Origin of the sequence: Nostoc sp. (assembly GCF_036917315.1) — a bacterium.
Lineage (GTDB): Bacteria > Cyanobacteriota > Cyanobacteriia > Cyanobacteriales > Nostocaceae > Nostoc.
In genome coordinates this window covers 1-12,592 of the sequence record NZ_JBALDR010000045.1, presented here as the reverse complement: position 1 = coordinate 12,592, position 12,592 = coordinate 1, and the positions used below count along the sequence as shown (strand labels likewise).

Annotated in this window: 11 protein-coding genes and 1 pseudogene; all 12 read right to left on the bottom strand. The window is 39.2% G+C overall.

What is annotated here, in order from left to right; genetic code table 11:
- Positions 1 to 35 precede the first annotated feature (35 nt).
- Complete coding sequence (locus V7K84_RS19780; protein ID WP_334840494.1) at positions 36 to 2,240, bottom strand: Z1 domain-containing protein; 2,205 nt, start codon at positions 2,238 to 2,240, stop codon at positions 36 to 38.
- Between the two features lie 10 nt (positions 2,241 to 2,250).
- The gene (locus V7K84_RS19775; RefSeq protein ID WP_334840493.1) at positions 2,251 to 2,712 is read right to left on the bottom strand and encodes a hypothetical protein; all 462 of its coding nucleotides are present in this window, start codon (positions 2,710 to 2,712) and stop codon (positions 2,251 to 2,253) included.
- Between the two features lie 92 nt (positions 2,713 to 2,804).
- Entirely contained in the window at positions 2,805 to 3,776 is a 972-nt protein-coding gene (cofG, locus tag V7K84_RS19770; protein ID WP_334840491.1) for a 7,8-didemethyl-8-hydroxy-5-deazariboflavin synthase subunit CofG, read from the bottom strand.
- 113 nt (positions 3,777 to 3,889) lie between these two features.
- A complete protein-coding gene (crtW, locus tag V7K84_RS19765; protein ID WP_334840489.1) occupies positions 3,890 to 4,651 on the bottom strand; it encodes a beta-carotene ketolase CrtW in 762 nt (253 codons plus the stop codon).
- A gap of 821 nt (positions 4,652 to 5,472) precedes the next feature.
- The gene (locus V7K84_RS19760) at positions 5,473 to 5,916 is read right to left on the bottom strand and encodes an SRPBCC family protein (protein ID WP_334840487.1); all 444 of its coding nucleotides are present in this window, start codon (positions 5,914 to 5,916) and stop codon (positions 5,473 to 5,475) included.
- Between the two features lie 19 nt (positions 5,917 to 5,935).
- Positions 5,936 to 6,124 carry a CPXCG motif-containing cysteine-rich protein gene (locus tag V7K84_RS19755; protein ID WP_012411100.1) on the bottom strand — a complete coding sequence of 63 codons (189 nt, stop codon included), beginning with the start codon at positions 6,122 to 6,124 and terminating at the stop codon, positions 5,936 to 5,938.
- A gap of 11 nt (positions 6,125 to 6,135) precedes the next feature.
- On the bottom strand, positions 6,136 to 7,782 hold the full coding sequence (locus V7K84_RS19750; protein WP_334840485.1) for a B12-binding domain-containing radical SAM protein: 1,647 nt from the start codon (positions 7,780 to 7,782) through the stop codon (positions 6,136 to 6,138).
- 21 nt (positions 7,783 to 7,803) lie between these two features.
- On the bottom strand, positions 7,804 to 8,058 hold the full coding sequence (locus V7K84_RS19745) for a SemiSWEET transporter (protein WP_334840483.1): 255 nt from the start codon (positions 8,056 to 8,058) through the stop codon (positions 7,804 to 7,806).
- Between the two features lie 285 nt (positions 8,059 to 8,343).
- Positions 8,344 to 8,976 (bottom strand): hypothetical protein, encoded by a 633-nt coding sequence (locus tag V7K84_RS19740; protein ID WP_334840481.1) that lies wholly within the window; start codon positions 8,974 to 8,976, stop codon positions 8,344 to 8,346.
- Positions 8,977 to 9,252: 276 nt separating this feature from the next.
- Positions 9,253 to 11,046 carry a hypothetical protein gene (locus V7K84_RS19735; protein WP_334840480.1) on the bottom strand — a complete coding sequence of 598 codons (1,794 nt, stop codon included), beginning with the start codon at positions 11,044 to 11,046 and terminating at the stop codon, positions 9,253 to 9,255.
- 128 nt (positions 11,047 to 11,174) lie between these two features.
- Positions 11,175 to 12,263: a chorismate synthase gene (gene aroC, locus V7K84_RS19730; protein WP_334840478.1), complete on the bottom strand. Its 1,089-nt coding sequence runs from the start codon at positions 12,261 to 12,263 to the stop codon at positions 11,175 to 11,177.
- A 173-nt stretch (positions 12,264 to 12,436) separates the two neighbouring features.
- Positions 12,437 to 12,592, bottom strand: a pseudogene (locus tag V7K84_RS19725) (photosystem II q(b) protein); the annotation flags it as partial.

Here is a 12,592-nt window from a genome sequence, read left to right as displayed (position 1 = left end):
TTAATCGTGCGATCGCTACATCACGCACTTATTTTTTAATCCTGAAAGTCTATATCATCTTCTAATTCTTCAGCAGCCTCGGAGTAATTGAACATGAAGACAAATTTGTTTTTAGGTAAAATCAACGTTGGAAGATAAAGCGGTTGATTATCCCAAAGTTCTTTATTTTCACCTTTTTCATACATGAGCAAAAGAGTAGGAACATTTGGGTATTCAGTTTTAGGTTTATTTAGCACCCTAGCATTGATGAAACCAAAGCCTCCCCATCCAGACGGCTCTTGTCGTGTCAATTCTAGTCCCTTACCCGTTTTTCCTCGAACAACATTGAGCCGTCCCGTTGAGATATCTTGTGTCTTCATTTGAATAAGCAAGTCTTTAACTCTGTCTTCTTGCCAGGGATATCCTGGCCAATAGCGGCTTCTTATACAAGAAAGAATTTTGATGAGAAAGTCAATTTCTACTTCGTGATACTCGCCTTTCTCACCTATACTCTCGTAACTAACTAGTAGCTTATCTAACTCTTCTACATCTTTTCTAATTTCCGAGGCTTTCCACAAAGGATCGCGAGGAAAAATATGTGAGCCTGGTATAAAAGCATTAATTGCTGCTAGATTCAATACATTAGAACGAGTTGCCTTGAGTGTGGGGCCTACCCAAACTGGCGTAATCTGAATATTATTAGGATCGTCTCCAATCGCCTGACGCATTCCCTCGTCAGCTTCATGAATTGCTCGGAAATCTTCTAAAATATGCTGAGGCAAAAAAAGGCGAGTTACATCAAGTAGTTCCTGACGATAACCAAACATCCGTGCGTGCTGATGAACTGTATCCATCGTTTTTTGCTTGGCATCACGAAGGTAGTAAGTTACCATTAATCCGTCAATAGTTACACCACGTCCAAGTCTATTACCCCCTACAAGAATATTCATTCCTGGACTATACTTTAGTTCTTTATCTGGGTTGTTAGCATTAATAATTTTTGGTCTGACACTTTGTAATTCAGGTTTTAGTTCTTCAATAAGTTGATTAAAAGATGGTAAATTAAGTGCTGTTTTACTCAATTCTTTATAAGCTTCACTAAGATACTTTAATGCCTCTTTTTGTTTGGTGACTGAGGATTCTCCACAAATAGCCTGATCAATGTCTAAAATAAAGGAACTGATAATTTCTTCTAAATTTTTGTGGTTGTCTTTTTTGTAACATATATGAGCTAGAAAAGAATATTTAGCATCTTCGCTCCCTGATTGCATCTTGTAAATTGACCCAAGGAAGAAGCAGCACAGAGCTAGTTTAAGACCACTAGGAATATCCCAGTTATTACTAGGATTCTCTCCTTCCTGTTTTTTTAAGCGATCTAATTCTTCGGCTTGAACTGTACAGGAATAAAGACTATTTTCTTCAAAAAATAAGTCACCTCCCATATAACTATTACCTGGCTGAGGAAGAGCAGCACAAAAAACTGGTTTGCAGGGATGCTCAAGATTTTGTAGCAAAAGGCTTTGAGGAGTTGCAGTAATTTGTATATATATATGATTAGCTACCTCTTTCCTAATGTCGCCAATTTTGACAAAAATTGAGCTATCTGGAACTGTAGCTTTACCTTTCTTACTCTGTTTAGCTTCGTTTGTATTCAAACTAGCATTATCAGCTTCATCATCAAATATTAGAGTGGGTACACTACTAGCTTTAGCAAACTTGAGAACCTGAAGAAGGTTATCTAAGTGGCGCACATTCTTTGTAGATACTAGAACAATTCCTCTTTTTTTGATATATGGAAGCAATTTGCTTTCAGCAAAGTCTTTTGGTCGATCATTTCTCCATTCTTCCCAATTAAAGACAACAGGCCCACCTTTGAGTTGATTGACAAAACGATCAGCAGTTTGTTTACCTAGCCATGTGTTATCAGAAGTTAACACAATGAAGCAACGGAAATGGTTAGCCTGAGCAAGTGCCAGTGTAGCAATGGTAGTATTGGTTTTACCGCTTTGGACTTTGCCATAAATTAGTCCGGTAGTACCATCAGCTATTTTTCCCTTGTGAGGCTGACTCACAATACCTGTACCGATAGCACCAACATCACCAGAACCAAAAGTTGTGGAATAAAAATGAACGCAATTCTGGACTACCTCAACAGCAGTTTGTTTTAATTGCTCTGCTGCCTTATCCCCAATTTTGCTTTTAACTTTGTCAATAACTTTATTAATACAATATCCATCCGTTGCAATATCTATCTTAGTCATCGGTGTTGCCCTAATTGGAAAAAAGTACACGAGGCCAGTCATTTTGAGGCACTGTCCGATCCATCTGTTGTCTACCTGGGCCACTTATATGATAACTACCATGTGTCTTTCGAGACACAGATGTGTGTTGTCCTGCAATACCAGCATTTTTGTCCAATATACTCCAAAGCCTTTGTTGAGAGATGCAACAGATACCGTCTTTATGACAGATAAATGCCAAAAATACTGAAATACCCTGGTATTTACTATGTAAAGTATCTAAGGCTAATTCTTCTTGACTACTGAAGGTAAAAGACCATGCAGATTTGGGTTTTTTAGAAACCTTAAACAGAATGGCCGATTTACTAATCTCAGTTTCAACTATATAAATCGATGAATGTATCGAAGATGCGTGAGTTATTGTAAGGCGCTCTCCATGATCAATTAGCCGCAAAAACGCAGCGCCATGAAGGAATTCCTGATCATTGATCATTGTCAAATCTGGGCAAAGTCAAGGGAGATGTATAGGTTATGGCTAATCAGTACTAAGATAATCGCTCTTGGTTAGCGATCGCACTAAATCTGTTAAACCAATAACATAGCATTCCGCGATCGCTTCACTGCTGTTTGTAATTCCCCCGACAACCAGCTATCAAATTGCGGATAAACTGGCGATCGCGGCACTAATTCCCACCCCGCAGGTTGTAAAATTTCTCTCAAAGCCTGTTCCTGAACATGAGGATAATCAGGATTGACTTCATCTTTTGGTCCAATTCCGCCTAAATCTCGCGCACCAGCTTCGATACAAGCGAGTAACCAGCAGTCATCCTTAACTAAATTCGGCGGGATTTGAATAGTAATATCAGGCGGTAAAATCTGACGCGCCTTAAAAATAACTTCTGGTAACTGATGAGGGTCAAAAGGAGGTGCATCAAAGGTTTGCTGATATCCTGGACTATGAGGTTGCAGGATAACTTCTTGAATATGGTGATAACGTTGATGCAGTTCAGATATAGCTGTTAATGTTTCCCAGCAATCATCTACAGTTTCCCCAATTCCCAACAGTAACCCAGTCGTAAAGGGAATCTGTAATTCTCCCGCCCATTGCAATTGCTGTAAACGAACTTCTGGTAATTTACTCGGTGCGTGCCGATGTACACTATTTAACAATGTTGGCGTTAACTGTTCCAACATCAGCCCCATCGAAACATTCACACGCTTGAGCTTTTGCATTTCTTCAAAACTTAGCGGCCCCGCGTTTGTGTGTGGTAAAAACCCCATTGAAAGCGCTAATTCACACAAATCATAAATCCGCTCAAACCACGCCTGACGCTTTGGCGAATGGGGATGTACTTCACCACTAAGTATAAGGATTTCACAGACTTTTTCGTTTTGAAGTGGTTTTAAAATACTGTCTGCATCTGAAAGACTCATCCACGGACTTTTACCCGGTTCGCTGCGAAAGTTACAGTAACTACAGCGATTAAAGCATTCGTAAGTGGGAACGATTGTATAAGCAGGGCTATAAGTAACAAGACGAGAATTATTAATTGGCATAAGCAGAATAAATTTGTTCTTAGTAAGCAGCCCCAGACTTATTTTAGGGGCTGGAGACGCTGACTACAAACCTTTAATTATTCACGCCCACTTATTTATTAGAAAAACAAGAACTATTTTGCTTTGTAAATTTCTGGTAACTGCCACCAAGGAATATGAGGATACTCGTGGTGTTCTTCATGGTAGCCGAAATGATAGCACGTAATAAATGACCACCAAATTGGACGGCTAATAGTTTGGGCACAATGAGGCTGAATATAGCCTTCGCTTGGTTCGCTATGTGGAAGGAAAGTACCAAAATAAAACAATTGGAATGAACTTAAAAGCGAAGGAAGCACCCAAAAGGTTATTAGATTAGCATGGGCTATATGAAAAATGCGATTAGCAAATTGATAGATAAGAGTCAGAGCAATAATTTGTCCCCAACTCCAGTAACTCTTCATAAAATGGAAATACCAAGCAAAGAAGTTTTTGTGTTTACCATTATGGAAATCTGGGTCTATTTGAGTTGCTGGATTTTGGTGGTGCAACCAATGCTTTTTTAATAATTGCTTATATGGTAAAAGACCATAAAGAGATAGGGTTAATGTCCCAATAAGATGATTGATTTTGTTGTTTTGTGGAAATACTACCCCATGCATAGCATCATGAGATGTAATAAATAATCCTGTATATAAAAATGTTTGCCAAGCTATACTAGGTAATAATATCCAAAGTTTTAACTCGGAAATATCAAGGGTAAGTAATAAACTCAGACTAATGACCCATGCACTAACAATGGCGATAGCAATGAAAAGTCCTTTAAACTGAGATTTACTTTTCACCACTGGAGTCAGTTTTATTTGATGACTGGGTGGTTGTTCTAATTGAATCATGCTTTTAATCCGCCTAGTATTCAGGTGAAAATTCTTAAAATAAATATAGTCACCACAAAAAGTACTAACCACGAGTCAGAAAACTCTATTAATGGTAAGTGTTTGCATTGGATAGTGCCAGCACTTTAATATGTTTAGAAATATTAAGATACTTTAACTATTATTACACATACAACCACCATATCAAAAACTGTTTTTGATTTAGAGGTTAGATAATACGAGTGATAGTACTGTTATCTTTAGTAGCTATAAAAACTAGTGTTTTTAATATGGTACTTTCTAAACAGCCAAAACCTGGGAAAAAGACAGTAACATAATTTAGTGGCAAGAGTAGGGAATGAAGTGGAGTAATTCGTGCCGCTCTAGCCGTTGAGATTCCAAACTAATGTAAGCTAGAAAGCGATCGCTCTAAAGTTCAGACTGAGGATTAAATCTCAACTCTAAAGCGTTATGGTCTGTGCTATTGTATGCATTTTCTGCTATATTGCTTGGGTAATTTTCCATTGCATATCTTAACTGAAGAATTAAATTACATTACTTAATGATATTTAACCCATGAATTAAGGCTATCTGTCTTTAGTACTAAAGTACGAATAAGTCTAAAGTAGGAAGTTTTCAATATTCTCAGACAACACTCTAAAATTAGCGAAATAGTATTTATAATTTCAAATAAATCTAATCTAAATTAAAAAATTTACTGATTTTTATCGTCAAATTTAAAAGAGATAAAATGATAAGTATGGCTCCTAGTATGCTGAAAATTTGGAGCCACTCACTACAAGAGAATCATCTTAGAAAACTAAATCACGATTAGCTTATAATTATTCGCATTCTCGTTTAGTCACATAGTGGCGGTAGCGAAACATTGCTTCCAATTGCGTTTGCACTAGCCAACCACTGACAAATTCAACAGTTCCTCCACCAGGCATAGAGAAGGAAATAGCGTCAGTTAATCTGGTTTTGGCATTTTCTGGTTCAAATTCATGTCGATGTACCCACGATTCAAAAGGGCCAGATATCTGTTCGTCGGTAAACAGGCGATATTTTTCGCATTCAGTATGACGCGCTAACCAAGTTAAGGGTAATGGGCCTAGAAACAGGCGAAATTCGGTGATAGCGCCCACGTTTAGCCCTCCTTCACGACGAACCACTTGGACTGGCTGCCAAGGTGGATTCAACAGTTGCAAAATATCTGGCCTTTCGTGAAATTTCCAAACTACTTCTGGTGAGGCGTTAATGATTGAGGAATGTTTAAAGTGCAGCATGGAAAGAAAAACCTAAAATTCAACTTTCGGATTCGGTATCAATCTCGATATCTAGGGTATCTTCATCAACCCGCACATACAAAATATTTGGGTTACAACAAACTTGACAATCTTCAACGTAAGATTGCTGTCCTCCAGCACTCAAATCAATAAAAGTTAAGTTCGGTTCGCCGCAATAGGCGCAGTAATACTCGGCTGTGTTTTGCATCAAGTTTTCAGCTATGAATTCAATGGCTGTAATTCCTTTGGAGATGGGTTGATATAACTCTTAGCATCAGCCAAATGCTTTAGTAGTGTAGACTGTGGCAGAGGCCCTTGCAAGTGGCTCCAGGGTAATACTTGTTCTGTTGACCATTCGGCGTGGACGTAGAAATCTAAGTCGGGGATTTGTCCTTTGAGTTGCTTGAAAGCACGTTTGTAGCTACCCAAGGAATCGCCAAAGTCACGAGTAAGTTCGAGAAGTTGGGAGAGTCTGCGATCGCCTCTCGACAACAAAGCCTGTATAATCGACCAATTATAGCTTTCTGGGCGAAATTCTATTCCCTGTGGTTTTAGCTGTTTTTGCAAAAACTGCAACCGCTTTTCTGCTTGGCGATTCACCCCAAACCATTGAAACGGCGTATGTGCTTTAGGTACAAAGGTGCTGCATCCGTATGTTAAGCGCAATCCCGGTGCAGCTTTTTTGATATTACGCATCATCGCCACGGTTTGCTCTAAATCTTCTGCTTCTTCACCAGGAATTCCTGCCATTCCGTAGAGTTTCAAGCTTTTTAATCCGCCAGCTTTGGCATTTATGGCTGCTTGAATAATTTCATCGTTATGCAGCTTTTTGTTGACGATTTGGCGGATTTTTTCAGAACCACTTTCTACTGCAATGGTAAGCGATCGCGTGTCTCGTTTCGTCAAAGTTTCTGCTAACTGGACTGTTACAGTATTGGTTCGCACTGAGGCAATACTGAGGCGGACATCATCATACTTTGGCTGACTAATATAATCTAGCAACGCCTCAAATTCTGGATGTTGAGTAACTGAAGCCCCTAATAATCCTAGCCGATTTGTGACTTCTAAACCTTTGGCGATCGCTGGAATTAATGAATCTTCCAGGCTGGCTGTTCTAAAAGGCAGTGTGAGATAACTCGCCAAACAAAAGCGGCACATTTCTGGACAACTTCTCACCACTTCCACCATGTAAATATTTTCCCATGCCGCTTTTTCGGTGACTACAGTGGATGCCGATAGAGTATTTCCTCGGTAAGTCTGCTTTTGCACCACTGCGGGAATTTCGGGAGAAATTGGTTTAATTGACTTTACTTCACCATCTCTTGTGTGATATTCCACCTCATACAAACTGGGTACATAAATTCCTGGTATTTGTGCAAGTCTTTTTAGTTGAGTTTGTCTGGAGGCATTTCTTACTTCTTTGTAAGCCTCAATAAAATTCCCTAACAGGGTTTCGCCATCCCCCAGTAAAACGACATCAAAAAAATCTGCAAAAGGTTCGGGGTTAGCAGTGAGAACTGGGCCACCACCAAAAATTATCGGATAAGAATCATCACGAGAGGTTCCTCGAATAGGAATTTCTAAAGATTCCAGTAAATTTAAAATATTCACATAATCCAGTTCCCACGAAATCGAAAACCCCACAATTTCCGGCGTTCTAGGGAGTTGTTCGTGAGTATCTGTAAACAGGCGACTCACCTGCACATCATCACGCATTGCAAAAGTTGCCCACACCACCTGATAGCCAAGGCTAGTGATACCTACGCTGTACTCGTTGGGAAAGGCGAAGATTATGGGGATAGCGTTGGTGTCTGGGGTCGTAGGTGTAAAGAGAAGGCGTTCAGAGTCAAATACAGATGATGTCACAGGTGTTTGTTATAGGCAAGTTTATCTATATTTAATTTTAAGCCATAGAATAATTAAGTTAAAAATCAATGTTATGGCGTTAGCAAGAATAATTGGCAAGGATTGTAAATAAATTCCATAGATTAGCCACAAAAAAACACCAGTTATGAATGTAATCAGCGTCACCAAAGAAACATCTTTTGCTGATTTGGTTTGCCATGTTTTAAACATCTGTGGCAAAAAAGAGATTGTGGTTATTGTGGCGGCAGCTAATCCTATAACTGTCAGAAAATCCATGTTTAATTATTTATATTAAGTTGCCATATCATACATCAGCGATCGCCCTGGACTGCTTAATACAACGCTATATAATACATTTTACACTGTAGAGCGATCGCTACAACAGATTAACAACAAGATTCCCGACTGATTAAATAAGTCGGGAATCTAAAAATGTATCATATTCTTAGCAAGAATAATCGGTAAAAATTGTAATTTATGTATATTAACCACCAAAAAAGACCGATTATAAATGCAATTAGCATGACAAAATAAAACTCATTAAAGGATATGTGATAAACACTAGCAAAACCGATGGATTAATTCTTCACGAGACAACTGCAACAGTAAAGGCGTAAATTCTTCTGGCGGTAACGATAATAAAGGTTCAATAATTGCTTGAAGCTCATTATCTATTTCACCAAAGCGAACTTTGAGCAAGTTTTCCACTACCAAGCGTTCTCCCTGCTGAATTCCTTGTTGTTTAGCCTGTTCTCGGTCTTGTTGGTAAAGTGGTGCTAATCGCATAAGCAATTCCCTATCTTCCTCGTCTTGATTTTGAGTGACTTGTAAGTTTTGTTGCAAGTTGTATAGCAATTCTAACGCTGCTTTTCGGAAAGGATTATCAGGAGTAAGTGCTTCTAATTCGTCAATTGCTTGCTTTTGAACGTTTCCCTTACCGATGATTCTCAGCCATAAGGTTTCTGAGATAGATGGCAAATGATGAATTGTTACTATCGCGGTACGCAAATATTCTGGCATGAAGTATATTCCAGGCAGGTAGTCATCTTTTGGGTTAGCACCAAATCCTGATAAGAGTTGCGCTGATGCTGTGGGGGTAAGAATCCATAATTTTGGTAAATCAGATTCTAGAATACGAGTTTTATTCCGATTTGCTTGTCGTTGTAAATCGCCACGCACCTCTAATAATTTCAAGAGACAATCGCAAATTTCTGTAGCTGAGGCTGCGTTACGAAATGGTTCAAGTAGAGAAGGGGTAGTGACAATTTGACCTAATAATCCGAGTGTTCCTGGTATGTCCCTTGGTTGTGGTTTGGGAATGAAATAAACATCAATCTGTCTAACTTCTCCTGCGACTCGTCTAGCTGCTTAGACTTCGCCGTAAGGAGTAAGTAATTGTTCGAGGTAGTCTTTGGCAAATTGGTCATGGATGAATCTGGTCATGTTGGTAGTTTGGTGATGCAAACCAGTTTATTTACCATTGTCTGACGATTTTTTGAGATAAGACTTAGCCCAAGAGTAGCGTTGTGAATCTTTTTTTAGTAAATATTCTGCTGCTTCATGTCGTTTATTCTCATCTTTTGTACTCCTGACTAATCGTTTTCTCTCATCATCTATATCTTCAGGTTTAGCACCGCGTTTAATTGCTTGTTCATACCAATAATCTCTTTTTGCATAGTCACCCCTATCATGAGCAATAGCTGCCATCAATGTGCAAGGTTGATAACTTTCTGGCTGATACTCTATAGCTTTTTTCGCACAAATTTCTGCATCAGCTAAGTTATCCATATCTCTGAATGCTGCACCTCTAGTAACTGAAATTGCTGACTTTAGCTTGCTTTCTCTAATTTGGTTTAAGTCTAAGTTAGTAAGTTTTAATGCCTGTTCAGGTTCATCTGCTTTGCGCCAATAACTACTAGCGGTGGGAATATCCCATTTATTTCCAGTGCGGTGAAATTCCTGCTCATAAAACTCTGCTTCTAGCCTGTAATACGCAAGAGCAATTTTCCCGTCAGGAGATAATAGTTTCTCTTCCATAAGCTGCAAAACCAACTTAGGATCTAGTCGTTCTTTTTTCTCTAATTTGACCATGATCGCGTAAAATGGCTCTAGCGGAAGTGAAGGATCTATCAATCCATATTTTCTTTTGAGAATAGCGAAGTGCTTTTGTTGAGCGAGAATAATAATATCTTCACGTCTATTATTTTGTAGCCAATCAATTTCTGAATCATTAAGTAGTTCTCCTAAATCGATCTTAGATTTTAGGGTAGAAGCGTATTTTTCATTTGCAATTTCTATAATCTCAGTCAGCTTGCGTTTTTTGAGAAAGTTAATATCCTGTTCGCCTAACTGATTAGAAAAATCAAGCCTTTTGAGAATTTTATACAGGTGACTTTTAGGCGATGAATCCTCATAACGAGTTACCTTATATTTATATCTCAAAGCAGCAAATTCTCGTGTTTGTTCCAATTGTTGAGCAATGATAATTGTTTCGTTAAGTCCTTGCTGTTCTAGCCAGTTAATTTCTGACTCACTCAAATTATCTTTTGCGTCAATGTTTTGGAGTATTAGATATAGTGGACTGGATAATGATAAATCAGAGTGTAGATTCGCTTGATATTTCTCTCTTAACTGAGCAAAGTGAGTTTCTTTTACTGACTCTTGTTGTTGAAAAATTTCTGCCGTTTCAAAGAGTTCGTTATTGATCAGCCAATTATATTCAGAATCACTTAAACGTTCTGTAACCTCTAACTTTTTTAGTATTTGATACAGGAAACTATCAGGATATGAGTCTTGATATTGACTAGCTTTGTACTGAGATTTAAGTTGAGTAAATCGCTTTACTTCTTGAGCAATTTGATTTGTTTCATATAAACCACTTCTTCTCAGCCATTGAACTTCTAAATCAGTGAGTAAATTTCCTGATTCAAGTTTCAAAAGTATGAAATACAGATGAGTAGATTGCCAGGAAACGTTATAATTTGTGGCTTTGTACTTAGACTTTAATTTAGAGAATTCAAATTCTAGATTTCTGAATTCTTGTACTTTATATTTCTGCTTTTGCTTGATAGCTTCTAAAGTCTCCTCAAGCCGAGACTCTCCCAACCAATTAGATTCTAAGTCAAGGAGTTCAATTCCTAAGTCAATTTTTCGTAGTATCAGATACAGCAAACTAGCGGGTAATGAATCTTCATGTTGAGTTGCTTGGTATTTGGACTTTAAAGCAGCAAAGTGTTCTAAGCGATTTTGAGACTCTTTACCCATATTGCTAACAGATCCGATCGCACGTATTTAAATGTGTTATCCGCTACTATAGCAATACAGATAAAAAAGGGCGAGTCAGACACTCACCCCCGAAGCATAAATATTTTCTGAAAGTCAAAGTATAATCCCTACAATACCTTACACTGTCCCTGATGCCGTAACAAATGGTCACACAATACCAGCGCCACCATCGCCTCAACCATTGGAACTGCACGCGGTAACACACAAGGATCGTGTCGTCCTTTTGCAGCCAATAGGGTTTCTTCTCCTTCACGAGTTACTGTTTTTTGCTCTTTTCTAATTGTCGCCGTCGGCTTAAATGCAACTCGTAAAATGATATTTTCCCCGTTGGAAATTCCCCCCTGAATACCACCAGAACGGTTAGTTACAGTGCGAATTTCACCATTTTCATCAATATAATATTCGTCGTTATGCTCAATTCCCGTTAACAGCGTTCCGCCAAAACCAGAACCGATTTCAAAGCCTTTGCTAGCAGGGAGAGACATCACACCTTTAGCGATATCAGCTTCCAATTTATCAAATACTGGTTCGCCCAAACCTTTCGGCACGTTACGCGCTACACATTCTACGACACCGCCGATAGAATCACCTTGTCTACCAACTTGCTCAATTAATTCAATCATGCGATCGCTACATTCGGCATCGGGACAGCGAACGATATTACTTTCCACTTGTTCTAAGGTGACAGTATTTGGATCGACTACACCTTCCAAGTCCTTGATGCGCTTGACGTAAGCAATAACTTCAACATTGGCAACTTGACGGAGAATTTTTTTAGCGATCGCACCAGCTGCTACTCTGCCAATTGTCTCACGCGCTGACGACCTACCCCCGCCTTGCCAATTGCGAATGCCATATTTTGCATCGTAAGTTGCATCCGCGTGAGAAGGGCGATACTTCTCGGCCATCTCGTCGTAATCTTGCGAACGAGCATCTTTGTTCCGTACCAAAATGGCTATAGGCGTTCCCAAGGTTTTGCCTTCAAATACACCCGATAAAATCTCGCAGGTATCCGCTTCTTTGCGAGGTGTCGTAATTTTACTTTGTCCTGGCCGCCTTCTATCTAATTCCACTTGAATTTCTTCTGCCGAAATTTCTAGTTGTGGAGGACAACCATCAATCACAACCCCCACACCGCCGCCGTGAGATTCACCAAAAGTAGTTATGCGAAATAGATGACCAAAAGTGTTGCCCATGATCTTAAAGAAAAAGGATGAGGCTTATGTATTTTACCTAGAGTTTGTGCAAAAGTTAATTTTTATGCTTTGGCACTCGGAATGTTTGACGTATAACCTATCTTTTACCTATACAAATGAGAAAGCGCCCTCCGTTACCAGAGGGCGCTTTCTCATTTAGCTAAACTTCAGAATTAACCGTTGATAGCAGGAGCGGAAAGAGCTACAGGAGCAGAATCGCCAGCAGCCAAATCTAGAGGGAAGTTGTGAGCGTTGCGCTCGTGCATTACTTCCATACCCAGGTTAGCGCGGTTGATTACATCCGCCCAAGTTGCAATCACACGACCTTC

Excerpts from the sequence above, each read along its gene's own strand:
- V7K84_RS19780 (WP_334840494.1), bottom strand. The coding sequence starts at position 2,240 with ATGACTAAGATAGATATTGCAACGGATGGATATTGTATTAATAAAGTT.
- V7K84_RS19775 (WP_334840493.1), bottom strand. The coding sequence starts at position 2,712 with ATGATCAATGATCAGGAATTCCTTCATGGCGCTGCGTTTTTGCGGCTA.
- cofG (WP_334840491.1), bottom strand. The coding sequence starts at position 3,776 with ATGCCAATTAATAATTCTCGTCTTGTTACTTATAGCCCTGCTTATACA.
- crtW (WP_334840489.1), bottom strand. The coding sequence starts at position 4,651 with ATGATTCAATTAGAACAACCACCCAGTCATCAAATAAAACTGACTCCA.
- V7K84_RS19760 (WP_334840487.1), bottom strand. The coding sequence starts at position 5,916 with ATGCTGCACTTTAAACATTCCTCAATCATTAACGCCTCACCAGAAGTA.
- V7K84_RS19755 (WP_012411100.1), bottom strand. The coding sequence starts at position 6,124 with ATGCAAAACACAGCCGAGTATTACTGCGCCTATTGCGGCGAACCGAAC.
- V7K84_RS19745 (WP_334840483.1), bottom strand. The coding sequence starts at position 8,058 with ATGGATTTTCTGACAGTTATAGGATTAGCTGCCGCCACAATAACCACA.
- V7K84_RS19735 (WP_334840480.1), bottom strand. The coding sequence starts at position 11,046 with ATGGGTAAAGAGTCTCAAAATCGCTTAGAACACTTTGCTGCTTTAAAG.
- aroC (WP_334840478.1), bottom strand. The coding sequence starts at position 12,263 with ATGGGCAACACTTTTGGTCATCTATTTCGCATAACTACTTTTGGTGAA.